At 59.3% G+C, this 24,727-nt stretch carries 19 protein-coding genes; 16 read left to right on the top strand and 3 right to left on the bottom strand.

The window, feature by feature from the left end:
- Window positions 1–6 precede the first annotated feature (6 nt).
- The 8 genes from ATE40_RS17500 to ATE40_RS17535 all read left to right on the top strand — a co-directional run bounded on the left by ATE40_RS17500 (window position 7) and on the right by ATE40_RS17535 (window position 10,653).
- Window positions 7–696 carry a helix-turn-helix transcriptional regulator gene (locus ATE40_RS17500; protein ID WP_019453030.1) on the top strand — a complete coding sequence of 230 codons (690 nt, stop codon included), beginning with the start codon at window positions 7–9 and terminating at the stop codon, window positions 694–696.
- Between the two features lie 20 nt (window positions 697–716).
- On the top strand, window positions 717–2,018 hold the full coding sequence (locus ATE40_RS17505; protein WP_025160095.1) for a cytosine permease: 1,302 nt from the start codon (window positions 717–719) through the stop codon (window positions 2,016–2,018).
- A gap of 526 nt (window positions 2,019–2,544) precedes the next feature.
- Window positions 2,545–3,159, top strand: coding sequence for a helix-turn-helix domain-containing protein (locus ATE40_RS17510; RefSeq protein WP_004937341.1), 615 nt, complete (start codon window positions 2,545–2,547; stop codon window positions 3,157–3,159).
- Complete coding sequence (locus ATE40_RS17515) at window positions 3,160–4,056, top strand: queuosine precursor transporter (RefSeq protein ID WP_019453032.1); 897 nt, start codon at window positions 3,160–3,162, stop codon at window positions 4,054–4,056.
- A complete protein-coding gene (queF, locus tag ATE40_RS17520; protein ID WP_019453033.1) occupies window positions 4,034–4,873 on the top strand; it encodes an NADPH-dependent 7-cyano-7-deazaguanine reductase QueF in 840 nt (279 codons plus the stop codon). The genes ATE40_RS17515 and queF overlap by 23 nt, the downstream gene beginning before the upstream one ends.
- A 123-nt stretch (window positions 4,874–4,996) precedes the next feature.
- Window positions 4,997–7,141 (top strand): phosphocholine-specific phospholipase C, encoded by a 2,145-nt coding sequence (locus tag ATE40_RS17525; RefSeq protein WP_063918745.1) that lies wholly within the window; start codon window positions 4,997–4,999, stop codon window positions 7,139–7,141.
- An 88-nt stretch (window positions 7,142–7,229) separates the two neighbouring features.
- Window positions 7,230–8,366 (top strand): ABC transporter substrate-binding protein, encoded by a 1,137-nt coding sequence (locus ATE40_RS17530; RefSeq protein WP_063918744.1) that lies wholly within the window; start codon window positions 7,230–7,232, stop codon window positions 8,364–8,366.
- A 163-nt stretch (window positions 8,367–8,529) separates the two neighbouring features.
- A complete protein-coding gene (locus ATE40_RS17535; RefSeq protein WP_063918743.1) occupies window positions 8,530–10,653 on the top strand; it encodes a TonB-dependent receptor family protein in 2,124 nt (707 codons plus the stop codon).
- Between the two features lie 28 nt (window positions 10,654–10,681).
- On the opposite strand, the gene ATE40_RS17540 is transcribed toward ATE40_RS17535, so the two are convergent.
- Entirely contained in the window at window positions 10,682–11,578 is an 897-nt protein-coding gene (locus tag ATE40_RS17540; protein ID WP_025160097.1) for a LysR family transcriptional regulator, read from the bottom strand.
- 272 nt (window positions 11,579–11,850) lie between these two features.
- Here ATE40_RS17540 and ATE40_RS17545 point away from each other — a divergent pair, with 272 nt between their 5' ends.
- The 8 genes from ATE40_RS17545 (at window position 11,851) to ATE40_RS17580 (ending at window position 22,858) form a co-directional block, all read left to right on the top strand.
- Window positions 11,851–13,167, top strand: coding sequence for a M20 family metallo-hydrolase (locus ATE40_RS17545; protein WP_063918742.1), 1,317 nt, complete (start codon window positions 11,851–11,853; stop codon window positions 13,165–13,167).
- On the top strand, window positions 13,164–14,615 hold the full coding sequence (locus ATE40_RS17550) for a M20 family metallopeptidase (protein WP_063918741.1): 1,452 nt from the start codon (window positions 13,164–13,166) through the stop codon (window positions 14,613–14,615). The genes ATE40_RS17545 and ATE40_RS17550 overlap by 4 nt, the downstream gene beginning before the upstream one ends.
- Window positions 14,616–14,715: 100 nt before the next feature.
- A complete protein-coding gene (gene abgT / locus ATE40_RS17555) occupies window positions 14,716–16,242 on the top strand; it encodes a p-aminobenzoyl-glutamate transporter (RefSeq protein ID WP_019453040.1) in 1,527 nt (508 codons plus the stop codon).
- A gap of 177 nt (window positions 16,243–16,419) precedes the next feature.
- Window positions 16,420–17,346, top strand: coding sequence for an aminoimidazole riboside kinase (locus tag ATE40_RS17560; RefSeq protein WP_063918740.1), 927 nt, complete (start codon window positions 16,420–16,422; stop codon window positions 17,344–17,346).
- Between the two features lie 194 nt (window positions 17,347–17,540).
- Window positions 17,541–18,950, top strand: coding sequence for a carbohydrate porin (locus ATE40_RS17565; RefSeq protein WP_063918755.1), 1,410 nt, complete (start codon window positions 17,541–17,543; stop codon window positions 18,948–18,950).
- Window positions 18,951–19,013: 63 nt separating this feature from the next.
- Window positions 19,014–20,384 carry a sucrose-specific PTS transporter subunit IIBC gene (locus ATE40_RS17570; protein WP_063918739.1) on the top strand — a complete coding sequence of 457 codons (1,371 nt, stop codon included), beginning with the start codon at window positions 19,014–19,016 and terminating at the stop codon, window positions 20,382–20,384.
- On the top strand, window positions 20,384–21,793 hold the full coding sequence (locus ATE40_RS17575; RefSeq protein WP_063918738.1) for a sucrose-6-phosphate hydrolase: 1,410 nt from the start codon (window positions 20,384–20,386) through the stop codon (window positions 21,791–21,793). The genes ATE40_RS17570 and ATE40_RS17575 overlap by 1 nt, the downstream gene beginning before the upstream one ends.
- 21 nt (window positions 21,794–21,814) lie before the next feature.
- Window positions 21,815–22,858, top strand: coding sequence for a LacI family DNA-binding transcriptional regulator (locus ATE40_RS17580; RefSeq protein WP_063918737.1), 1,044 nt, complete (start codon window positions 21,815–21,817; stop codon window positions 22,856–22,858).
- 57 nt (window positions 22,859–22,915) lie between these two features.
- On the opposite strand, the gene exbD is transcribed toward ATE40_RS17580, so the two are convergent.
- Together exbD and exbB are read right to left on the bottom strand one after the other, a co-directional pair.
- Window positions 22,916–23,338 carry a TonB system transport protein ExbD gene (gene exbD / locus ATE40_RS17585; RefSeq protein ID WP_004937307.1) on the bottom strand — a complete coding sequence of 141 codons (423 nt, stop codon included), beginning with the start codon at window positions 23,336–23,338 and terminating at the stop codon, window positions 22,916–22,918.
- 3 nt (window positions 23,339–23,341) lie between these two features.
- Window positions 23,342–24,319: a tol-pal system-associated acyl-CoA thioesterase gene (gene exbB / locus ATE40_RS17590; RefSeq protein WP_019453041.1), complete on the bottom strand. Its 978-nt coding sequence runs from the start codon at window positions 24,317–24,319 to the stop codon at window positions 23,342–23,344.
- Between the last annotated feature and the right edge of the window lie 408 nt (window positions 24,320–24,727).

Genomic DNA, 24,727 nt, shown 5'->3' on the forward strand with positions numbered 1-24,727 from the left:
GTAGGTATGGGTTCCTCGCATAAAAATAATGAATCTTATTTTAAGGGTCTCATCACCATGATGGAGCACCTGAGCGAGCCCTGGGGCATCAAAGACCAGCTGTCCCGCCACCTCTATATGAACCGCGCCGCTTATCTCTATACCAATACGCCGCTGAACTTCGACGTCGCCGGTAAATATGACCACGAATTCCCCGCCGACTGGGCCGACTCCGCCGCCGACTTTATCGAGCACGATAAAATGACCGAAGCGGCGCGCGATCGGGTCACGGTCATAGAAACGCACTATTGGTACGGTAAAGACAGCCTGACGCCGTTTATCAGCGAAAAGCTGCCGGTGTACAACGACGACAAACAGGTGATTGGCGTGATCTGGAACGCCAAGCCGATGAACAGCCTGTCGCCGCTCAAGTACATCAACCAGCAAAAGCCCAGCGTATTGACCACCGAGGTCAACAACGAGCTGTTCACCCGCGCTGAACTCGATGTCATTTTCCTTATGCTGCAGCGATTTACGGTGAAAGAGATCGCCAAAATCTATAGCGTCAGCAATAAGACCATCGAAAACCGCATTTATAACATCTACCAGAAGGCCAACGTGCATACTCAGCAGCAATTTGAGGAGTACTGCAAATACGCCAACCTGGATAACTACATACCCGATCGCCTGATAACTAAAGGCATTCAGTTTATTTGAACCGCAAGGAAGATCTCACCGTGATAAAGATCGAAGATTATCCGCTCACCCGGGTGCCGCAGGATAAAAGAGTCTCATTTTTAAGCGTGGCCATCGTGCATATGGGCATGCTGACCGCGCTGGATCAGTTCATGCTCGGCGCCGTGCTCGGCAACTCCATGTCGCTGATTGACGCCTTCACCGCCATTTTCGTCGGCAGCCTGATCTTCGGCGTAGTGACCTACGGCCTGGGGCTGGCGGGCATGCGCGAAGGAATTTCCGGCAGCCTGCTGGCGCGCTGGTGCGGCTTCGGCCGTTTGGGGTCGGTACTGATCGGCGTCGTGGTGGCCGTCAGCCTTCTGGGCTGGTTCGGCATTCAAAACGCCATTTTCGCCAAGTCGCTCGACTTCGCGCTCGGCAATAAGCTGGGCTTCGGCCTGGCCGCCGGGCTCTCGGGCACGCTGCTGACCATCCTGGTGGCGTTCGGCTTCAAGGCGCTGCGCATCGCCGCTCGCATTGCCGTACCGATGTTCATCATGCTGGTGGCCTATATCTCCGTGACGGCGCTTTCCGGCCATAACCTGCAGGAGATCATCCAGCTGGCTCCGCCGGGTGAGCCACTGACCATCAGCGCCGGCATCACCATCGTTGTCGGTGGCGCCATCGTCGCCAGTCTGATGACGCCCGATCTGACCCGTTATTCCAAAAACGGCAAACACGTGCTCGGCGTCACGCTCTTCACCATCATCGCCGGCGAGTTCGTGGTGAACGGCCTGGCTATCCTCATTGCCAAAACGCTGGGCACCGCAGACGTCGTCACCATAATGTCGCAAGCGGCCGGCGGCGCGGGCCTGCTGGTGGTGGTGTTCTCTACCCTGCGCGTCAACGATCTCAACCTGTATTCTTCTTCGCTGGGCATCGTCAACGCGGTGGAAGGCATCACCGGCAAAAAGCTGAAGTACACCTACACCACACTGGTGATCGGCATTCTGGGCACCACGCTCTCGGTGCTGGGTATTCTCGACCGCTTCGTCGATTTCCTGACGGTGCTTGGCGTGGTCTTCCCGCCGATTATCGGCATCATGCTGGTGGACTATTATCTGCTGCGCAGCCACCGCAAAATCCTCGACGAGAGCCGTCGCACGGGCCAACTGCCGAACGAAACGCCGACCATCGGCTGGGCGGCGATCGTCGCCAGCATCGCCGGCGGCGCCGTTGGCCTGGCGACCGAATGGGGCGTACCGACCATCAACTCCCTGGTGGCCGCCAGCCTGCTGTATTGGGTGCTTAAACTGGCCTTCAGCCGGGCGCAAAAACCGCTGGCCTCGCAAAAGTCACTCTGATTGGCAGGCACGCGCGAATGCACTCCTCCGGTAACGGGGGAGTGTTATACGCTTGAAAATACGGATTTCAATGCAGGAGAATGAGCCGCTCGTACAGACAAACGGCTGCGGTGAGGGTCCCTGGTGTCGGTAGCAAGTATCCATCATGCTCAGAGTGTGGAAACGCCCCCTCTGAGCTTTTTATTATAAATAATCGAAGCTTCCGTGTTTTTATCGTAAAGAAAAACTTCAGCTTGCATGAACAGTAGCCCATGAAATCGGTTTTGGTCAACATAAAAGTAAACACAAAATCGGCTTTTGTGTTCACTTTTCCATAAGCAAAACCTAATCAATTGATTTACACGGTTTTATCATGTGCTCGGATAAACTGGATAACTCCGCTAGCGCCAATAGGCTAACCAGCTGGAAGAAAACAATAATTACCGTAAATAATCAGTCTGTTACCCTTTAGCCGGCGCCTTTTTATCTGGACAACGCCGATGCGTAAGATATAGTGAAGCCTGCGTAATGTTTGTAAGGACAGCCAATGAAAACCACCAACGCACAGCGCAAAATCAACATCATTAAAAACATTGAATATCTGATGCGTACCCGCGGTGAAACCAAGGCTTCCTTTTCCAACCGCAGCGGCCTGACGCGCACCACCCTCTACAAAATTCTCGACGGAAGAGTGAACAACGTTCAGCAATCCACCGTTAATCGAATTTCCGATTTCTTCGGCGTCTCCTGCGAAGAGATCGAAGACTACGATCTGGAAAAACTCGAGCTGCTCAACGAAACGCTGTCCACCGAAGGCAACAAGAACCCTTCCGCCATTCCGGTGATCCCGCAGTCGCGCTACCTGGCCGTCTCGCAGCGCAAGATCGGGCAACTGGTCACCGAGTTTCCTTTGACTTATTTCTTCGGCGATGAGTCAAACATGTTGGCAATGAAAATAGAGACCGAAATTAAAGGGTCATTTATTCCCGGCGAAGTCATTATCATCAAACGTCCGCCGGTACTGATTTGCGATTCGCCTTTGCTGTATCACTCGGGAAAAAGCGGCTTCTTTGTGGTTGACGACAAAGACAGCGAAAGCATGGACAAACGCCCTCAGGACACCGTGCAATTCCTGGGTTACATCGTTGGAGAAAGGCTATAAATGGAACCGAATCAGAAGTTCAAGCTGTTGGGCTTCACCCGGCATGGCACTATCGCGGCCAATGTTATGGTATTGGCCACCGGTAAAACCATCACCATGGGGCTGAATGAACTGGCCGATAGTGAGATATCAGAAGATTTAAGCCGGCATGAGCTGCAGGCGCTGTACCGCAAACTCTATGGCGATAACAAGCAAAAAACCGCCTACGAACTCAGCGATCGCCATGAACGCTCTTGGTACGCCTATTTGATCATCACCGTTGCGCTCAGCGTGATTTATATTTTCTCAACGCTGTGCGGCGTCAAACCGATCCAAATTCCGGTGCTGAACCTCATCACGCCGCCGGCGATCTTCATCTATCCGCTCACCTTCATCCTGGTGGACATCCTCAACGAGTTCTATGGGCTGCGGCTGGCCAGACGCACCATCATCATCTCGTTTATCGCCAACCTGACCTTCGTCCTCGGCGTTTGGGTAACGACGCTGGTGCCGAGCATTCCGCAGTGGGAGTACAGCGAGACCTACAATGGCATCGTGCACAGCATCATGGCGGTGCTGGTGGCCTCGTCGGCGGCCTATCTGATCTCCGAGAACGTCAACTCCTACCTGCTTTGCAAAATCAAAGAGTTGACCAACTCCCGCTACCTGTTTGTACGCGTGATCACCAGCACCGTCGTGGCGTCGGCCATCGACAGCGTGGTGTTCTGTACGCTGGCGTTCTACAACGTGCTGAGCTGGGATATCATCAAAACCATGATCCTGTCGCAGTTCCTGATCAAGGTGGTTTACGCCCTGCTGGGCGTCGGGCCGATCTACGCCACCCGCAGTCTGTTTAACCGCTACATCAATACCGAACAAGCAAAAGGCAATGAATATGCATATCCAAAAGCAAGATAAGATCACCCATCTTGGCGCCAACTCCGATTATCCGGATCAATATGCTCCCGCATTGCTCGAAGCCTTGCCGCGCGCGCGTGGCCGCGATCTGATCGGCGTCGACGAGCGGCAGCTGCCGTTCAGCGGCTTCGACCTGTGGACCGCCTTCGAGCTGTCCTGGCTCAACGGCAAGGGCAAACCGGTGGTGGGCATCGGCGAGTTTACCTTCCCGCACTCCTCGTCGAACCTGATCGAGTCCAAGTCGTTCAAGCTGTATCTCAACAGTTTCAACCAAACGCGCTTCGACAGCGTGGAACAGGTGAGCGCCGCCATGCAGCAGGATCTGTCGCAGGCGGCCAACGGCCAGGTCACCGTCAAACTCTATCCGGGGCTGGAAGGTTATCCGGCGCAGATCGACCGCCTGCCGGGCATCAACATCGACGATTTGGACATCGCGGTTGACGACTTCACGTTCAAGCCGGAATACCTGTGCGGCGCGGCCGATCAAGGGGAACCGGTAACGGAGACGTTGTCTTCCAACCTGCTGAAGTCCAACTGCCTGGTCACCAATCAACCAGACTGGGGCAGCGTGGTTATCCGCTATGAAGGCCGCAAAATCGATCGCGAAAGCCTGCTGCGCTACCTGATCTCCTTCCGCCAGCACAATGAATTCCACGAGCAGTGCGTCGAACGTATTTTCAACGACATCAAGCAGCACTGCCGCCCGGAAAAACTCAGCGTGTTCGCGCGCTATACCCGCCGCGGTGGCCTGGATATCAACCCCTTCCGCAGCGATTTCGAAACGGCGCCGGCGCTCGGCCGCCTGATCAGACAGTAAGCGTCATCCACCAATGCTCCCGCCAGGGAGCATTGTTTTCCTCGATTTCATCTCCCTGTTATTTTTCGCCATTATCGTCGTCAGCGGCTATCTTCAAAGCACACTGACGGAGATTAACGACGCATGCCTGACCTTTCACGCAGAGACATACTGCGGGCTGCCGCCATCGGATCGGCGTTCTCGCTGCTGCCCGCTTCGATTCGCAAAGCGCTGGCCATTCCCGCCAATAATCGCACCGGCACCCTGCGCGACGTCGAACACGTGGTGATCCTGATGCAGGAGAACCGCTCTTTCGACCACTACTTCGGCACCCTGCCGGGCGTACGCGGCTTCAGCGATCGCTTTACCATCCCACTGCCCGACGGCCGCCACGTCTGGCAGCAACAGGGCGCCGAGCGGCTGGTGCTGCCCTACCACCTGGACAGCAAACGCGGTAACGCCCAGCGCGTCACCGGCACGCCGCACTCATGGGTGGATGAACAGGCCGCCTGGGACCACGGCCGCATGAGCGCCTGGCCGACCTACAAAACGCCGGCCTCGATGGGCTACTATCGCCAGCATGAGCTGCCGTTCCAGTTCGCGCTGGCCAACGCCTTCACCCTGTGCGACGCCTATCACTGCGCCATCCACGCCGGCACCAATACCAATCGGCTGTTCCACTGGACCGGCACCAACGGCCCGTCCGCCGCCGACGTGGCGGTGGTGGTCAACGAATGGGACAGCCCCGGCCCGGCAGAGATCGGCTACCAGTGGACAACCTATCCGGAACGGTTGGAGGCGAGCGGCGTCAGTTGGAAGGTGTATCAATTCCTGCCCGACAACTTTACCGACAACCCGTTGGCGGGCTTCCGCCAGTACCGCGCCGCCAGCATTCAGGTGGGCAACCCGGCGCGGCCGCCGAAAGACTTCAACGCCTTCGTGCCCTATCGCGACGAGCTCAACGCAAGCGCACCGCTATACAAAGGCAACGGCAACACCCTGCCCGCCGCCAGCGGCAACGATCTGGACGCCATGCTGGCCGGGTTCCGCGCCGACGTGCAGCAAGGCAAACTGCCGCAGGTCAGCTGGATCATCGCGCCGGCGGCCTATTCGGAACACCCCGATCCCTCCAGCCCGGTGCAGGGCGGCTGGTTCACGCAAGAGATCCTCAACGCGCTGACCGATAACCCGGAGGTATGGAGCAAAACCATCCTGCTGGTCAACTACGACGAAAACGACGGCTTTTTCGATCACATGCCCTCGCCTTCCGCGCCGTCGCTGCGTGAAGACGGCAGCTTCGCCGGTAAATCGACGGTGCCGTTCGACACCGAGATCTTCCAGCACGTGGCGCCGCCCGGCTCGGAGGATCAGCCACCGCCGGACGGCCGCATCTATGGCCCCGGCCCGCGGGTGCCGATGCTGGTGCTGTCGCCCTGGAGCCGCGGCGGCTGGGTCAACTCGCAGGTCTTCGATCACACCTCGGTGCTGCAATTTCTGGAGAAGCGCTTTCAGGTGCATGAACCCAACATCAGCGCCTGGCGCCGCGCGGTGTGCGGCGATCTCACCTCGGCGTTCAACTTTGTCGACCCTAACGGCGAAGCATTGCCGAGCCTGCCCGCCACCAGCCGTCGCGCCGCCGACGGCCTGCGTCAACGCCAGGAGCAGCTGCCGCAGGTGCCGCTGCCGTCGCCCGCCCACCAGCGTTTGCCGCATCAACGCCGCCTGGCGCGCCCTTCTCGCGCATTGCCCTACCAGCTGCACGTCGAAGCCGCCGTCGCGGCCGAGCAGCGGCGCGTCACGCTGAATCTGTTCAATACCGGCGAGCAGGGGGCGGTGTTTCACGTTTACGATCGGCGAGATCTGGCACAGATCCCGCGCCGCTACACCGTCGAGGCCGGCAAAGCGGTCAGCGACGACTGGCAGACGGAGGATGAGTACCATCTGTGGCTGCTCGGCCCCAACGGTTTTCATCGTGAACTGCGCGGCGCCCTGAGCCGGCCGCAGCCGGAAGTGCGTTTGCGCCCGGCGGGGCGCAGCCTGCAGCTGCAGTTGAACAACCCGGGCACCGAAGCGATAGCGGTCACCCTCGAACGCTGCCCCTATACGCAGCAGGGCCCGTGGCACATCACGCTGCCGGCGGGCGGCAGCCACCAGCAAACGTTTGACGCCCGCGCCAGCGGCGGTTGGTATGACCTTACGCTGCAAAGCCCCGGCTGGCTGCGCCGCCTGGCGGGCCGGTTGGAAGACGGCGAACACAGCGTCAGCGACCCGCTGATGGGCCAGGAGTAGCCACTATCGGCATCAAGGGTGTTCAAAAAGCGAAAGGATATCGCTTATCATTGCGCTCTCGTTCCTCGCCGATTACTCAAGGATCTCCATGTCCGCTGTTCTTATCGCCAAAGCCGGCCGCTGGCTGGCCGCCTGCATTCTGCTGTTGGCCGGCGCCGCTCAGGCCGCGCCGATCGTCGTCACCGATGTCGCCGGCCGTCAGGTCACTCTGCCGCAACCGGCCAAACGCGTTATCCTGGCCGATGCCCGTGCGCTGTTGGCGCTCAATATTCTGCATCCGCAGGAACCGCTGAAAAACATCATCGCCTGGGACAACTCGCTGAAGGTCAAAGCACCGGATCTGGTGGAGGCCTACGCAAAAAAATTCCCGCAGGTCATGCAGATCCCCACCTTCGACAACCCCTACACCAGCGATTTCAGCGTAGAAAGCGCGGTGGTGCGCCAACCGGATCTGGTCATTTTCGACATCGGTCTGCTGAGCAAATTGAAGGACAGTGGCGTACTGACCCAGCTGGAAAAAGTCGGTATCCCGGTGCTGATCATCGATTTTCGCCAGCAGCCGTTGACCAACACCGTCGCCAGCATGCAGCTGCTGGGTAAAGTGTTTGATGAACAGCCCAACGCCGACGCCTTTATTCAGCTTTATCAGCAACGGCTCGACTTGGTGCGCCAACGGGTCGCCACGCTGAAACCGGAGCAGCGCCCCAGCGTCTTCATCGAACGCAGCGCCGGCATCAAAGGCGAGCAGTGCTGCAACACTTTCGGCAAAGGCAGCTTCGGGCAGTTTATCGAGACCGCCGGCGGCGACAATATCGGCAGCAAGCTGTTTTCCGACATGGGCGGTGAAGTGAACATCGAGCAGGTGATCGGCAGCAACCCGGATTTCTATCTGCTGACCGGCGCCGACTGGAGCCGTGGTCATCGCGGCACGCTGGCGGTGCCGCTGGGCTACACCACCGATATGGCCACCAGCCAAAAGAAACTGGCGCATCTGCTGGATCGCACCGGCATTAACGTGCTGAAAGCGGTGAAAGAAAAACGCGTGATGGCGATTTACCATCAATTTTACGACACGCCGCTCAACTTTATCGCCGTTGAGGCGATCGCCAAATTCCTGCACCCGGCGCTGTTTAAAGATATTGATCCGCAAGCGGATATCGAAATGGTCCACCAGAAATTCACCGCGCTGGATTACAGCGGCGTCTTCTGGCTTACGCCGCAATAATGTCCGTTCAGGGCCCACCCTCCGGGCCCTGACACCCCGCCCGCGCCACATCGTTACCCGCTTAACTATCCCGTAACAATTCTATTTACTTGCCAATAATTATCATTAAGATTGTCTTTTCTAAAAAAAACACATCCGGGTCTGAAACTCTTAAGGCATTATTATGTCACCTCTTTTTCGGCTTTCTTTGCTGACGGCCTCCATCGCCGTCGCATTCCCTGTCCTTGCTGCTGATAACTCATCTCAAAACGATGCCGACACCGTGACCGTCGTCGGCAACTGGCTGGACAACCCTGATACCAGTTCGGTGCTGCTTAACCATCCCGGCGCGCGCTCCATCGTCACTCAGCAGCAGATGCATGAACAGGGCGATCAAACCATCGCCGACAGCCTGCGCGGCGTGCCCGGCGTGCAGGTGCGCGACAGCAACGGCACCGGCGGCAGCGACATTTCGCTCAACGTCGGCGTGCGCGGCCTGACCTCTCGCCTTTCTCCGCGATCCACCATTCTGATGGACGGCGTTCCATTGGCGGTTGCGCCTTACGGCCAGCCTCAGCTGTCGATGGCGCCGCTGTCGATCGGCAATCTGCAATCGGTTGACGTGGTGCGCGGCGGCGGTGCGGTGCGTTACGGGCCGCAAAACGTTGGCGGCGTGATCAACTTCGTCACCCGCGACATTCCCAAACAGTTTGGCGGCACCGCCAGCGTACAGACCCAGGGCGCCAGCCACGGCGGCCTGAAAACCCTGACCAGCGCCTCGGTGGGCGGCACCGCAGATAACGGCCTCGGCGCCGAGCTGCTCTACTCCGGCCTGCACGGTCAGGGCTACCGCGACAATAACGACAACACCGACATCGACGATTTCATGCTGAAAACGCGTTATGCGTTCACCGATCGCGATGAACTGCTGGCCAATTTTCACTACTACGACGCCAAAGCCGGCATGCCGGGCGGGCTGAGCAAAGCGCAATACGCGCAGAACCCGTTCCAGTCCACGCGGCCGTGGGATCAGTTCGAAGGCCGCCGCAAGGATATGTCGTTCAAATACAAGCATCAGGAAGACGACAAACAGTTCGAAGTGCTGACCTACTTCACCGACAGCTACCGCGGCAGCAACATCGAATCGGAAGGCACCGGCAAAAACGCCGGATTGCGGCGCATGGTGTCCTATCCGCGCCACTATTCGACCTGGGCGATCGAACCGAGCTATTCACAGCTGTTTCGTTTCTGGGATATGGCGCACGAGATCACCCTCGGCTACCGCTACCTGAATGAAACCATGGATGAAAAGGCGTCGCGTTCGGCCTGGTATAACCCGGCGAACGTCGGCGCCACGCCGGATACCCCGGACTATTACCAGCACACCTCCGGCGGCACCGCAGCCAACGCGTTCTACATCGACGACACCATCAACGTCGGCAACTGGACGGTCACGCCTGGCCTGCGCTACGAAAGCATCCGCACTCACGTGGACGATTCGTTCAACAACATCAGCCGCGAGAAAAGCTACAGCGAACCGCTGCCGTCATTGAACGTGATGTATCATCTGTCCGACGCCTGGAAACTGTTCGCCAACGCCAATACTTCGTTCGGCAGCATGCAGTATTTCCAACTGACCAAAGGCGGTAACGGCAACCAGCCGGCGCCGGGGCTGACGGCGGAAAAAGCGCACACCTATGAGTTCGGCACCCGCTACGACGATACCGTGGTCAAGGCCGAGGCCACGCTGTTCTACATCGATTTCGATAACCAGCTGCAGTACATCAGCAACGACGTGGGCTGGACAAATATGGGCGCTACCAAGCACAAAGGCATCGAGCTGGCGCTCAGCTACGATCTCAGCGAGCTGAATCGCGCGCTCGACGGCGCCAGCGTCTACACCAGCTATACCTACACCAAGGCCAGCACCGACAAGGGCGATTTCGCCGGTAAAGACCTGCCGTTCTACTCGCGTCAGGTGTATACCGTCGGCACGCGCTACGCCACCGGCAACTGGGTGTGGAATCTGGACGGCTACGCGCAGTCCAAACAGCACTCGCCGGGCACCGGGCCGGAGTACATCACGCAGGAGAGCGCCGACGGCCAGTTTGGCGATATCGCCGGTTACATGGTGTGGAACATGCGCGGGGAATATAATTTCGGGCCGCAGCTGTCGAACCTGACGCTGGGTGCCGGGGTGAAAAACCTGTTCGATCAGCGCTACTTCACCCGCTCCAACGACAACAACTTCGGCAAATACGTCGGCGAACCGCGCATTTTCTTCGTGCAGGGCTCGATCGCGTTCTGATACCGAGGCCCCCAACGGGGCCTCGGTATCACCGACAGTAAAGGCGAAACAGGCGCGCCAGGTGCGCGCCCATCGGCGTCAGGGTGGTGTCCTTGCGTTGGATCAGATAAAACGTCGCCTTCGGCAGGCTCTCTTCCAGCTCGAGCGGCACCAAATGCTTGCCCAGAATCGGATCGGAGATCACGTCCACCGACAGAATGCTGACAAAATCGCTCTGCGCCACCAGGCTGGTACAGGCCATAAAGGTCTCGCAGGTCACACTGATCGACGGCGCCATGCCCAAGTCCCCGAACAGATCGTGCAATAGCCGGTAATAGCTGCCTTTCGGCGTCGGCATGGTCCAGTCGCAGTGCTGCAGCTGTTTCAGCGAGGTCGCCTCCTCCATCGGATGCCCTTTGCGCACCACCACCCGATACTCTTTTTCCATCAGCCGTTCGTACTGCAGCTCGTTATCGAGGCTGCTGGGATAGTAGGTATTGACGGTAAAATCCAGCTCGCCCTGGCGCAGTTCAGGGATCATCGACACCAGCTGCCCCTCGACGATCCGCACCTTCACGTTGGGATACTCACGGTGAAACTGGGTGACCACCTGCGGCATCACGGTGCGCGCGATGCTGCCGCCAACGCCGATATTTACCGTACCGCCCGCCAACCCCAACCGCTGCTGAATGTCTTCCTGCGCCACCCGCAGCTCTTCGAGGATCAGGCTGGCATGCTGGAAAAAGTTATCGCCGCAGTCGGTCAATACCACCCCCTGACTGCGGCGAATAAACAGCTTGGCGCCCAGCACCTCTTCCAGTTCCTGAATGGCCTTGGTCAGCGCAGGCTGGGAAAGGCGTGAGGTACGACTGGCGGCGCGGATGCTGCCCTGGCGGCTAACGTCCACAAATGCACGTAATTGGTGCAATTTTATCGAGGCTGGCATAGGCGAAAGGCGATAACCGTTATTTATCAATAGCAAGATATTGGCATCTTATTTAGCCAGATTCCATTGTGTACATTCGGAAAAAACATAATAAATAACCAAATTCTTATTTCGCTTAATTAAGCGCATTTTCTGCGCCAATAAGCGCCATTCACGGCAGTTAGTAACCAAATACACCTTTTTCTTTGCAATAGCTTCACCGTCTGATTTCAGTTCAGAGCATAACTGCTGCCTGGAGCGATCCAGCGCGCGATAACTTATGAGATATCACTATGACTAATTCGCTTTCGATGTTGGTGGCCGATTTGTACCCGCAATTGCAGGCCTGGCGCCGCGACTTCCATCGCTATGCCGAGTCCGGCTGGTTTGAGTTCCGCACCGCCACCCTGGTGGCGGAAGAACTCGATCGGCTGGGTTATCACCTGCAGCTGGGCCGCGAGGTCATCAAGGCAGAGGCGCGCATGGGGCTGCCCTCTCCCGCCGAGCTGGAAGCGCAGGAACAGCGCGCCCGCAATCAGGGGGCGTTGGAGAAATGGCTGCCGCACTTTTCCGGCGGCTTCGCCGGCATCGTCGCAACGCTCGATACCGGCCGTCCCGGCCCTACCATCGCCTACCGCGTGGATATGGACGCCCTCGATCTCAACGAATTGCTGGAGCCCGAACATTTGCCGTTTCGTGAAGGCTTCGCCTCTTGCAACAGCGGCATGATGCATGCATGCGGTCATGACGGCCATACCACCATCGGCCTGGGGCTGGCGCACGTGTTCAAAAGCCTGGAACCCCAGCTTAGCGGCACCGTCAAACTGATCTTCCAGCCGGCGGAAGAAGGCACTCGCGGCGCTAAATCGATGGTAGAGGCCGGCGTGGTGGACGACGTCGATTTCTTCACCGCGGTGCATATCGGCACCGGCGTGCCAGCCGGTGAGCTGGTGTGCGGCAGCGACAGCTTTATGGCCACCAGCAAGCTGGACGTCACCTTTCGCGGCGTCGCCTCGCACGCCGGCGCCAAGCCGGAAGACGGTCGCAACGCGCTGCTGGCAGCGGCGCAGGCTGCGCTGGGGCTTTACGCCATCCCGCGCCACAGCGAAGGCAGCTCGCGCATCAATGTCGGCGTGCTGCAGGCCGGCACCGGCCGCAACGTGATCGCCGATCGGGCGTTTATGAAGGTAGAAACGCGCGGCGCCACCAATGAGATCAACGCGTTCGTTTATCAACAGGCGCTGAACGCCATCGAAGGTGCCGCCAGGATGCACGGCGTCGCCTGCGATATCGCGCTGATGGGCGCGGCGCAGAGCAGCAAACCGACCCAACCGTGGGTGGATTACATCCGCCGCCAGGCGCAGCAGATAACCGAGCTGGCCTCGGTGGTCGATCGCCGCGAACAGGCCGCCGGCTCAGAAGACGCCACCTACATGATGGAACGGGTGAAATCGCACGGCGGCCAGGCCTCATACGTCATTTTCGGCACCGAGCTGAGCGCCGGACACCATAACGAAAAATTTGACTTCAACGAGCAGGTGATGGCGGTGGCGGTGAAAACGCTGGCGTCGCTGGCGCTGAACCTGCCGACATTCGGGAGCGAAGCATGAGCAATCCACAACGGCAGGCATTTATCGGCGACTACATTGACCAACGCCAACCCCGCTTCAGCGCGCTGAGTGACGCGATTTGGGACCATCCGGAAACGCGCTTCAACGAGACCTATTCCGCCACGCTGCTGGCCGATGCGCTGGAGCAGGAAGGCTTTTCGGTTGAACGCGGCGTGGGCGACATCGAGACGGCGTTTATCGCCAGCTACGGCAGCGGCCACCCGGTCATCGCGCTGCTGGGCGAGTACGACGCGCTGGCCGGGCTGAGCCAGCAGGCCGGTTGCGCCACGCCGCAGCCGCTGGTGGAAAACGGCAACGGTCATGGCTGCGGCCACAACCTGCTGGGCACCGCGGCGCTGGCCGGCGCCTTCGCCGCCAAGGCGTGGATGCAGCAGAACCGGCTGACCGGCACCCTGCGCTTCTACGGCTGCCCGGGCGAAGAAGGCGGCTCCGGCAAAACCTTTATGGTGCGCGAAGGCTTGTTCGACGACGTCGACGCCGCCCTCACCTGGCACCCGGAAGGCTTCAGCGGCATGTTCAATACCAGCACGCTGGCCAACATTCAGGCGGCGTTTCACTTCAAGGGCGTCGCCGCCCATGCCGCCAACTCGCCGCACCTGGGGCGCAGCGCGCTGGACGCGGTGACGCTGATGAATACCGGCGCCAACTTCCTGCGCGAACATATCGTGCAGGAAGCGCGGCTGCACTACGCGGTCACCAACACCGGCGGCAGCTCGCCCAACGTGGTGCAGGCCGACGCCGAAGTGTTGTACCTGATCCGCGCGCCGCAGCTCGATCAGGCGCAGGACATTTACCAACGGGTGATCAACATCGCCAAGGGCGCAGCGTTGATGACTGACACCCAGATGGAGGTGCGCTTCGATAAAGCCTGCTCCAATTATGTGCCGAACCGCAGTCTGGAACGGGCGATGTATCAAAACCTGTGCGATTTCGGTCTGCCCGAGTACAGCGACGCCGAACGCCGCTTCGCCAAGGAAATCCGCCAGACGCTGAGCCGCGACGATCTGCGCAACGCCAAACTCAATATTGCCCGCACCGGCGGCGCGGCCGGGCGCGAGTGGGTGCAACTGCTGGGAGATAAGGTGCTGATGGACGAGGTCGCGCCTTATGTGGAATCCGACGACCTGCTGTACGGCTCTACCGACGTTGGCGACGTGAGCTGGGTGGTGCCGACCGCCCAATGCTTCAGTCCCTGTTTCGCACTCGGCACTCCGCTGCACACCTGGCAACTGGTGGCGCAGGGCCGCACCGCTATCGCCCATAAGGGCATGTGCCTGGCCGGCAAGGTGATGGCGGCGACCGCCATCGATCTGCTGAGCGACAGCGCCCTGCTGGCGCGCTGCCGCAGCGAGTTCGAGCGCCAACGCGCCGAACAGCCGTACCGCTGCCCAATCCCGCAAGAGGTGCAACCATCGCCATTGAAATAACATGAACAGACAGGGCCCGGGCAATCGGGCCAATAAACATAATTATAAATAAATCAAATAATAACAATCACACAACAGAGCAAACACAGAGGGTAAAATCATGAGTGAGGCCACAACGCCAATCAATAAAAGCCCCGGACGCATTTTTTACTGGGTGGAACGCATCGGCAATAAGATCCCCAATCCGTTTCTCCTGTTCGTCTATTTGATCATGGTGCTTATGCTAGCCACCGCACTGTTTTCCTGGCTCGACGTGGCGGTGAAAAACCCGGCCACCGGCGAACTCATCAAGGTAAATAACCTGATGAGCGTGGCGGGCATGCAATGGATATTCCCCAACATCATCCATAACTTCAGCAGCTTTGCGCCGCTGGGGGCTATTTTGGCGCTGGTGATAGGCGCCGGCCTGGCAGAAAAGGTCGGCCTGCTGCAGGCGCTGATGTACAAAATGGCCTCGCGCGTCAGCGCCCGCTACGCCAGCTATATGGTGCTGTTTATCGCCTTCTTCAGCCATATATCATCGGACGCCGCGCTGGTGGTGATGCCGCCGCTTGGCGCGCTGATGTTTATAGCGGTGGGCCGACACCCGATAGCCGGGCTGCTGGCGGCGATCGCCGGCGTCGCCTCCGGCTTTACCGCCAACCTGTTAATCGTCACCACCGACGTATTGCTTTCCGGCATCAGCACCGAAGCCACCAAGGCGGTGGACGGCGCGGTTCACGTCAGCGTGATCGACAACTGGTACTTTATGGCCACCTCCGTGATCGTGCTGACCATCGCCGGCGCGCTGCTCACCGACAAGTTTATCGAACCCCGACTGCCGAAGTGGCAAGGCAGCGCCGAAGACAAAATCGCAGCGCTGACCCCGCTGCAGAACCGGGGGCTAATGATGAGCGGCATCGCCGCGCTGGTGTTTATCGCCATCATCGCCGCCCTGGTGGTGCCGGAGGCCGCGCCGCTGCGCGATCCGCACACCGGTTCGGTGATCCCTTCCCCGTTCATCAAGGGCATTGTACCGATCATCATCCTGTTCTTCTTCACCGTCGCCATTACCTATGGCGTGGTCACCAAACAGATCCGGCGGCCGGACGATATTCCCCACCACTTGCTCGATCCGATGAAAAGCATGGCGGGTTTTATCGTGATGGTGTTTCCGCTGTCGCAGTTCGTGGCGTTCTTTAACTGGAGCAACATGGGCAAGTTTATGGCCGTCGGCCTGACCGACATGCTGGAAGCCGCCGGCATGAGCGGCGCACCGGCGTTTCTCGGCCTGATGTTCCTCTCCGCCTTCCTGTGCATGTTCATCGCCAGCGGCTCGGCGATCTGGTCGATTCTGGCGCCGATCTTCGTGCCGATGTTTATGCTGCTCGGTTTTCACCCGGCATTCGCCCAGATGATCTTTCGCATCGCCGACTCTGCGGTGTTGCCGCTGGCGCCAATGTCGCCGTTCCTGCCGCTGTTCCTCGGCTTCCTGCAGCGCTACCGCAAAGACGCGCAGCTCGGCACCTATTACGTGCTGATCCTGCCCTATCCTTTGGTGTTCTTCAGCGTGTGGATTTTGCTGCTGCTGGCCTGGTATGCGCTTGGGTTGCCAATCGGCCCCGGCGTCTACCCGAAGATGGGCTAAGCCACCCCGTTATCTCGCCCCGCGCCGGTTCGCGGGGCAGACTCCCTTCCCCAGGCCAAGCAGAAAGATTGATCTTCCTCACCCTCCAAACACCTTAACGCATTATTTCATTGCCTTGCTAAACCGGTTCTTCTATTTTAGCAACCCATCTAACAAGGACAAAAACAGGGATTATGCATGATGAATCGCGTATGGGTACTGGGCGACGCCGTGATCGACCTGGTGCCGGAAAATGCCAACGGCTATCTCAAATGCCCCGGTGGCGCGCCGGCTAACGTGGCGGTAGGTATCGCCCGCCTCGGTGGCGACAGCGCCTTTATCGGCCGGGTGGGGCAAGACAGCTTCGGCGCCTTTTTGCAGCAGGTGCTAAGCGATGAAGGGGTGGATATCGGCCATATGCGGCCGGATCCCGAACATCACACCTCCACGGTCGTGGTGGATCTCGATCAGCATGGTGAGCGTTCATTCACGTTTATGGTGCAGCCCAGCGCCGATCTGTTTTTGCAGCCCGACGATCTGCCGGTTTTCCAACAGGGGGAATGGCTGCACCTCTGCTCCATCGCGCTCTCTCAGGAACCCAGCCGCAGCGCGGCCTTTGCCGCGATGGAACGCATCCGGGCGGCCGGTGGCCGGGTCAGTTTCGATCCCAACATCCGCGAAGAGGTCTGGCGCCAGCCGGAAGCGCTGCGCCCCTGTCTGCAAAAGGCGCTGCTGCTGGCGGACGTGGTGAAACTGTCGCGCGAAGAGCTGGCTTTTATCAGCCATCTTGACGATCTGGAGAACGCCATTCGCTGGATGATGCAAACCTATCCGCTGCGCCTGCTGCTGGTAACGCTGGGCGGCGATGGCGTCTGCGTACACGATGGGCATCGTCTGCGCCATTTCCCCGCGCCGCCTGTCGTGCCGGTAGATACCACCGGCGCCGGCGATGCCTTCGTCGCCGGGCTGTTAGCGGCGCTGGCACGTCTTCACGAATTGCCGCAAGAAGCACAATGGTCGGCGATCATCGCCCAGGCTCAGGCCTGCGGCGCGCTGGCCACCACCGCCAAAGGCGCCATGACCGCCCTGCCCTGCGCCGACGAGTTGGCTGCTTTCCTGCGTTGACTCTCTGCGTCCACGGCGCTCTCCTTAGCGCCGTGGTCTTTTAGCCCACGATTTGCGTACTCGATCACAATAGCTGAATCGGGTTAGCAAACTTGATTGCCAGTCCGCTTCTCGATCGCTATCTTTCGCCTTGAAAAACCGGTTTAGCAATTTAGCAAAAAATAATAACAACCCTTCCCGGATGATAGACGATGATGAAAAAACTCAGCTATTTGGCGATAACAACAGGGCTTTTCCTCTCCGCTTCCAACGCAGCGGCCTCGAGCGGCAACAGTATCGAGGCGCGTCTCAACGCGCTGGAGCAACGTCTGGCGCAGGCGGAACGGCGCGCCACACAGGCAGAAACCCGCGCCACGGCGGCTGAACGTCGGGCGCAACAGCTGGAACAGCGCACCGCCAACACCGAAAGGCAAACCGCTCAGGTCGCGCAACGTGCCGCCGCGCCGGAAACGCAATCTCCCTCGACCGGCGCGCTGAAACTGAACGGCTTCAACGATCTGAAGCTGTACGGCGACGTGGAGTTCAATCTGGACGGCGCCAGCCGCAGCGGCCAGTTGACGTCGTTGAAAGGCAGCGATCACAAGGATTGGAAACCCGGCAACAAAGAGCGCTGGGATATCAACGGCCGCATTCTGGTGGGGCTGGACGGCTATCGCCGCAATCCGGGCGGCAACTTTTCCGGCTTCAGCGTCCAGCCGCTGGCGGACATGACCGGCAAAATGAACCTGGACGACGCAGCTTTCTTCTTCGGCAATGAAAAGAACTGGCAAACCAAAATCGGCCGCTTCGAAGCCTACGACATGTTCCCGCTGAATCAGGACACCTTCATTCAATACTCCGGCAATACCGCCAACGATCTGTACGCTGACGGCTTTGGCTATATCTATATGATGAAAGAAGGCCGTGGCCGCAGCAGCAGCGGCGGGAACCTGATGTTGAGCAAATACGCCGGGGATGTCTATTTCGAACTGAACACGCTGGTGGAAGACGGCACTTCGCTGTTCCAGGACAGCAGCTACCACGGCAATGCGCTGGACAATAAGAAAAACGTCGCCTATTTGCGCCCGGTGATCGCCTGGAAGAAAGATGCCTTCAGCATCGCGGCGGCGATGGAAAGCAACGTGGTGAATAATGCCTACGGCTATCAGGACAGCCAGGGCCGCTTCGTCGATCAATCGAAGCGCAACGGCTACGGCATGACCATGAGCTGGAACACCAACGCGGCCGATCCGGATAACGGCATGGTGGCCAACCTGAGCACCGCCTATCTGGATGCGTCAGGCGAGCAAGACTTTACCGCTGGCGTTAACGTGCTGTGGCGGCGCTTCGAACTGGGTTATATCTATGCCCATAACAACATCCAAGAGTTCAATACCGCCGGGATCGCCGCCGATATCCACAATCCGCTCAGCGAGCCGGGCAACTACGACATCCACACCGTTCATGCGTCGTATCAGATACCTAATATTATGAATATGAAGAATTTCAATGTGTATTTAGGCGCCTATGTTTCGCTGCTGGAAGCCAACGCCGAGAACAAGATCGCCAACGGCGACAACGACCAGCGTTACGGCGTGCGCGCCAGATTCAAGTATTTCTTCTGACACCGATTCACGGAATTGCGCCGCAAACTGCACGGCGACATTTTAATTTAGCAAGGGGACAACATGGACATTACCGCAACCGCCAACGCGCTGTTGCCGCTGCTCGGCGGTAAAGAGAACATCGCCAGCGCCGCCCACTGCGCCACGCGCTTACGCCTGGTGCTGGTGGACGACAGCAAGGTGGACAAAGAGGCCATCGGCAAACTGGACGGCGTCAAAGGCTGCTTCAGCAACGCTGGCCAGATCCAGGTGATCTTCGGCACCGGGCTGGTCAACAAGGTGCATGCGGAATTCATCAAGGCGGCAGGCGTCAGCGAATCCAGCAAGGCCGAAGCCGCCGATATCGCGGCGAAAAAACTCAACCCGCTGCAGCGCATCGCCCGCCTGCTGTCGAACATCTTCGTGCCAATCATCCCGGCGATCGTCGCTTCCGGTCTGTTAATGGGGCTGCTCGGCATGGTGAAAACCTACGGCTGGGCCGATGCCGACAGTGCGTTGTTCATCATGCTGGATATGTTCAGCTCGGCGGCGTTCATTATCCTGCCGATTCTGATCGGTTTCACCGCCGCACGCGAATTCGGCGGCAACCCTTATCTGGGCGCCACGCTCGGCGGCATTTTGACACATCCGGCGTTGACCAACGCCTGGGGCGTCGCCGGAGGGTTCCACACCATGAACCTCTTCGGTCTGGAAATCGCCATGATCGGCTATCAGGGCACCGTGTTCCCGGTGCTGCTGACGGTATGGTTCATGAGCCTGTTGGAAAAACGCCTGCGCAAGGTGATCCCCAACGCGCTCGATCTGATCCTGACGCCGTTCCTGACGGTGGTCATCTCAGGCTTTGTCGCCCTGCTGTTTATCGGCCCCGCCGGTCGGGCGCTGGGCGACGGCATCTCCTTCGTGCTCAGCACGCTGATTGTCCATGCGGGGTGGTTCGCCGGGCTGCTGTTCGGCGGTCTCTATTCCGCTATCGTCATCACCGGCATCCACCACAGTTTCCACGCGGTAGAGGCCGGGCTGCTCGGCAACCCCAATATCGGCGTCAACTTCCTGCTGCCGATCTGGTCGATGGCCAACATCGCTCAGGGCGGCGCCTGTCTGGCGGTTTATTTCAAAACCCGCGACGCCAAAATCAAAGCTATTGCGGTACCTTCGGCCTTTTCCGCCATGCTCGGCATCACCGAGGCGGCGCTGTTTGGCATCAACCTGCGCTTCGTGAAACCGTTTCTGGCGGCGCTGGCGGGCGGAGCGCTCGGCGGTGCCTGGGTGGTGGCCAACCATGTCGGCATGAACGCGGTCGGGCTGACGGCGATCCCCGGCATGGCGATCGTGCAGGCCAGTTCTCTGGTCAGCTATATCATTGGTCTGGCGATCGCCTTTGGCAGCGCCTTTGTCCTCTCCCTATTGCTGAAATACAAAACGGACGCGCAATGATGGAAGAACTCAGCTTAATCAAGCAGGCAATGCGGGCGTTAATGAACGGCCAGCCGCTCGCGCGGCGCGATCCGCACCGACCGGACTGGCATCTGGCACCCAGCGTTGGCCTGCTGAACGATCCCAACGGCTTTATCCAGCACAACGGCATTTATCATCTGTTTTATCAGTGGAATCCGCTGGGTTGCGATCACCGCAACAAATGCTGGGGACACTGGCAGTCAGCCGATTTACTGCATTGGGAGCACCAGCCGATCGCCCTGGCGCCCGGCGCCTGTTACGACAGCCACGGCTGTTACTCCGGCTCGGCCGTGGTGGCGGAAGACAAAATCACGCTGATCTACACTGGCAACGTGAAATTCCCAGACGGCTCACGCACCGCCTACCAATGCCTGGCTCAGGAAAGCGAGCGGGGCGAATATCGCAAACTCGGGCCGGTGCTGCCGCTGCCGGAGGGCTACAGCGGTCACGTACGCGATCCGAAAGTGTGGCGTCATCAAAATGACTGGTACATGGTGCTCGGCGCACGTGACTTGCAGGATCGCGGTAAGGTGCTGCTATGTCGTTCCAGCGATCTGCGCGACTGGCAAGCGCTGGGAGAAATCGCCGGTTCCGGCCTGAACGGTCTGAGTGAATTCGGCTACATGTGGGAGTGCCCGGATCTGTTCTCGTTGGACGGTGACGAGGTGTTGATCTGCTGCCCGCAGGGACTGACGCCGCAGCCGGAACGTTACCTCAATCGCTATCAGGCCGGTTATCTGCTCGGCAAGCTGGATTACCAGCAGGCAGCCTTCCGTCACGGCGAATTTCGCGAACTGGACGCCGGCTTCGAGTTTTATGCGCCGCAGACAACGCTGGCGGAAGATGGTCGCCGCCTGATGTTCGGCTGGATGGGCGTACCCGAACAAGATGAAGAAGCCCATCCGACGCGCCTTTACGGCTGGCTCCACACCATGACCTGCCCGCGCGAGCTGTTGCTGCAGCATGGCCGCCTCCACCAGCGCCCGGCACGCGAGCTGCAACAGCTGCGCGGCGAACCAACATGCTGGCAGGGGCGCGCCGATGACGCCCCCGTCTACGCACTGGGCGCGGCAGAGCTGCAATTAACGCCACAGGGCCCGTTCAACGCAACCTTTGGCGACGCGATGACGCTGAACTGGGACGGCGAAAGGCTGCAGCTGACGCGAGCTTCCCTGGCCGACGGCCGGCCGGAGCACCGTTACTGGCGCGGCCCGGTCACGCATCTGCAACTGCTGTTCGATCGTTCCAGCGTGGAGATTTTCATCAATCATGGCGAGGCGGTGATGAGCGCACGCTACTTCCCGGCTGGTGAGCCGCAACTGCGGCTGTGCGGGAGCGCGCCGCTGGCGTTGGAATACTGGCCGCTGACGCCATGCATGCTAGAATGACGCATCCTCCGATGACTTCAGATGGCGTCAGTGAAAAAAAATAAACGCATTACCATCAGTGACATCGCCACGCTGGCCGGGGTGTCGAAATCGACCGCCAGCCTGGTGCTGAACGGCCGCAGCAAGGAATACCGGGTGTCCGACGACACCCGCGATCGCATTCTGGCGCTGGCGCACGAACACCATTATCAGCCCAGCATCCACGCCCGCTCTTTGCGCTCCAACCGCAGCCACACGCTGGGGTTGGTCGTACCGGAGATGACCAACTACGGTTTTGCGGTGATTTCGCGCGAGCTGGAAACGCTATGCCGCGAAGCCGGGCTGCAGCTGTTGATCGCCTGCACCGATGAAAACCCAGCGCAGGAAATGATGGCGGTGAACAGTCTGGTGCAGCGGCAGGTGGACGGCTTGATCGTCGCCTCCAGCCAGTTGAACGATGCCGAATACCAGAAGATCAACGCCGGGCTGCCGGTGGTGCAGATGGATCGTCTGATCGCCGGTTCCGAACTGCCGCTGGTGATCACCGATTCGGTCAACTCGACCGCCGACCTGGTGGAAAAGGTCGCGCGCCAACATCCGGACGAGATCTATTTTCTCGGCGGGCAGCCGCGCATTTCGCCGACCCGCGATCGGCTGGCCGGTTTCCAGCTTGGCCTGCAGCGCGCCGGCATAACGTGCAAACCGGAATGGATCATCAACGGCAACTATCATCCCAGCTCAGGTTACGAGATGTTCGCTCAGCTTTGCGCACAGTTGGGGCGGCCGCCCAAAGCGCTGTTTACCGCCGCCTGCGGCCTGTTGGAAGGGGTATTGCGTTATCTGACTCAACATCAGCTGATGGAGAGCGACATCCACCTGTGCAGCTTCGACGATCACTACCTGTTCGACTGCATGACGCTGAAGATCGACACCGTCGCACAGGACTGCCGGGCGTTGGCGCAATATAGCTTCGACCAAGTCACCGCACTGATCGACGAGCGGCCGCTGGAACAGAACGCGCTTTATCTGCCGGGCCGTATCCGCTGGCGCCATGCCGGTTCCCGGGCTTTGTTGGCCGGAGAGTGATATCTCTGAACCAGTAAAAAAGGGCGCCGAAGCGCCCTTTTCTGTTTCATCAGCCCGCTATTTGGCGGCGCCTTCCATGCCCACCAGCCCCACTTTCAGGTAGCCGGCTTTACGCAGAGTGTCCATCACGCTCATCAGCGTTTCATAGTCCACGCTCTTGTCCGCCTGGAAGAAGATGGTGGTTTCTTTGTTCGCCTGAGTGCGTTGATCCAGCACCGAAGTCAGCTGATCGGCATTCACCGGCTGATCGCCGACGTAGAGCTGCTTGTCGGCCTTCACCGACAGGAACACCGGTTTCTCCGGCCGCGGCTGCGGCTTGGCGGAGGAGGCCGGCAGATCGACGCGGATATCTACCGTTGCCAGCGGCGCGGCCACCATAAAGATGATCAACAGCACCAACATGACGTCGATAAACGGCGTTACGTTGATTTCATGCAGTTCGCCGCTGTCGTCCAGATCTTCATTTAAGCGCATCGCCATGACTCACCCCGCCCGCAGTTGGTGTGCGTGCTGTGAGCGCTTGGCTTCCGCCGTCGCGGCCAGATCCAAATCACGGCCCTGCAGCAGCAAGACCTGTGCCGCTACGTCGCCCACCTGGGCGCGATGGCCGCTGATGACGCGAGCGAAGATGTTGTAGATAACGACGGCAGGGATAGCCGCGACCAGACCTAGTGCGGTCGCCAACAGCGCTTCCGCGATGCCCGGCGCCACGACCGCCAGGTTGGTGGTCTGCGAATGGGCGATGCCGATGAAGCTGTTCATGATGCCCCACACGGTACCGAACAGACCGACGAACGGCGAGATGGCGCCGATGGTGGCCAGGAAACCGTTGCCGCGGCCCATGTTGCGGCTGTAGGCCGCTACGCGGCGCTCGAGGCGGAAACCGGTGCGCTCTTTGATGCCGTTGTTGTCGTTGGATTCCGCAGACAGCTCCAGCTCATTTTGCGCGTCGTTCAGCAATACCGCGCTGACGCTCTCCGGTGAGAAGTTTTGCGCCAGTTCGGAGGCTTCATCCAGAGAACGCGCTTCGGCCAGCGTCAGCTGTTCGCGGCGCAGACGGCGCTTGGCGCGCAGCAGTTCGCTGCCCTTGGAGAATAGAATGGTCCAGGTCACGATCGAGGCCAACACCAGGCCGATCATCACCGCTTTCACCACCGCGTCGGCGTGCTGATACATGCCCCAGACGGACAGGTCCATGCCGCGAGTTTCCGGTGGTTGGATCGTTGGTGCCGGGTTCACCGGCGTGATGCTCTCAGGCGCAGCGGCTGCCGGCGCAGGCGCGGTGCTCGGCGCAACGCTTTCGGTAACGGCCGGGTTGGTCGCCGGCGCGGCCTGCGCGCTGCCGGCCAGCCCCACGACCAGCACCATAGAAGCCATCAGGCTGCGGCCAAAGGCCTTGCCCCACTGCGCCCGGCCCTGACCGAACGATCCTTGATTTAAATTCTTGCCAGCCGTTTTCACGCTGTGCCTCCACCCATTACCGATCAAAATTAAGGAATAATTCAGCGTGCGATCATATCAAACCAACCGGGGATTGATAGTAGTTCTCATTATTATTTACCAAATAAACGAGAAAATTTTAGACAGCCTTGCCGCAAAGTGCCAATCCGCGTCCGTTCAGCGCTAAAAGCCCCTTTTATAGGGCGATTTCGTTACTTTTATCCCACAACGGTGCAACAAGACCACGCTGCCGAACGGCGCCTCAGCCGAGGAATGGGCTTCTCTCTTCCCACTCGGCAGAAGGATGACGCGAGAAATGCGTGACCGGCAGCCAATTATAGCCGTTTCTATATCCAGAAGTTAAAACGTCTGGATGGCTATATTAACTCATGCTAACGTAAGGGCTATCGCAAACGGGCACGTGCAGAG

The sequence above is a fragment of the Serratia surfactantfaciens genome (assembly GCF_001642805.2).
Lineage (GTDB): Bacteria > Pseudomonadota > Gammaproteobacteria > Enterobacterales > Enterobacteriaceae > Serratia > Serratia surfactantfaciens.

Excerpts from the sequence above, each read along its gene's own strand:
- ATE40_RS17500 (WP_019453030.1), top strand. The coding sequence starts at position 7 with ATGGGTTCCTCGCATAAAAATAATGAATCTTATTTTAAGGGTCTCATC.
- ATE40_RS17510 (WP_004937341.1), top strand. The coding sequence starts at position 2,545 with ATGAAAACCACCAACGCACAGCGCAAAATCAACATCATTAAAAACATT.
- ATE40_RS17515 (WP_019453032.1), top strand. The coding sequence starts at position 3,160 with ATGGAACCGAATCAGAAGTTCAAGCTGTTGGGCTTCACCCGGCATGGC.
- queF (WP_019453033.1), top strand. The coding sequence starts at position 4,034 with ATGCATATCCAAAAGCAAGATAAGATCACCCATCTTGGCGCCAACTCC.
- ATE40_RS17525 (WP_063918745.1), top strand. The coding sequence starts at position 4,997 with ATGCCTGACCTTTCACGCAGAGACATACTGCGGGCTGCCGCCATCGGA.
- ATE40_RS17530 (WP_063918744.1), top strand. The coding sequence starts at position 7,230 with ATGTCCGCTGTTCTTATCGCCAAAGCCGGCCGCTGGCTGGCCGCCTGC.
- ATE40_RS17535 (WP_063918743.1), top strand. The coding sequence starts at position 8,530 with ATGTCACCTCTTTTTCGGCTTTCTTTGCTGACGGCCTCCATCGCCGTC.
- ATE40_RS17540 (WP_025160097.1), bottom strand. The coding sequence starts at position 11,578 with ATGCCAGCCTCGATAAAATTGCACCAATTACGTGCATTTGTGGACGTT.
- ATE40_RS17545 (WP_063918742.1), top strand. The coding sequence starts at position 11,851 with ATGACTAATTCGCTTTCGATGTTGGTGGCCGATTTGTACCCGCAATTG.
- ATE40_RS17550 (WP_063918741.1), top strand. The coding sequence starts at position 13,164 with ATGAGCAATCCACAACGGCAGGCATTTATCGGCGACTACATTGACCAA.
- abgT (WP_019453040.1), top strand. The coding sequence starts at position 14,716 with ATGAGTGAGGCCACAACGCCAATCAATAAAAGCCCCGGACGCATTTTT.
- ATE40_RS17560 (WP_063918740.1), top strand. The coding sequence starts at position 16,420 with ATGATGAATCGCGTATGGGTACTGGGCGACGCCGTGATCGACCTGGTG.
- ATE40_RS17565 (WP_063918755.1), top strand. The coding sequence starts at position 17,541 with ATGAAAAAACTCAGCTATTTGGCGATAACAACAGGGCTTTTCCTCTCC.
- ATE40_RS17570 (WP_063918739.1), top strand. The coding sequence starts at position 19,014 with ATGGACATTACCGCAACCGCCAACGCGCTGTTGCCGCTGCTCGGCGGT.
- ATE40_RS17575 (WP_063918738.1), top strand. The coding sequence starts at position 20,384 with ATGGAAGAACTCAGCTTAATCAAGCAGGCAATGCGGGCGTTAATGAAC.
- ATE40_RS17580 (WP_063918737.1), top strand. The coding sequence starts at position 21,815 with ATGGCGTCAGTGAAAAAAAATAAACGCATTACCATCAGTGACATCGCC.
- exbD (WP_004937307.1), bottom strand. The coding sequence starts at position 23,338 with ATGGCGATGCGCTTAAATGAAGATCTGGACGACAGCGGCGAACTGCAT.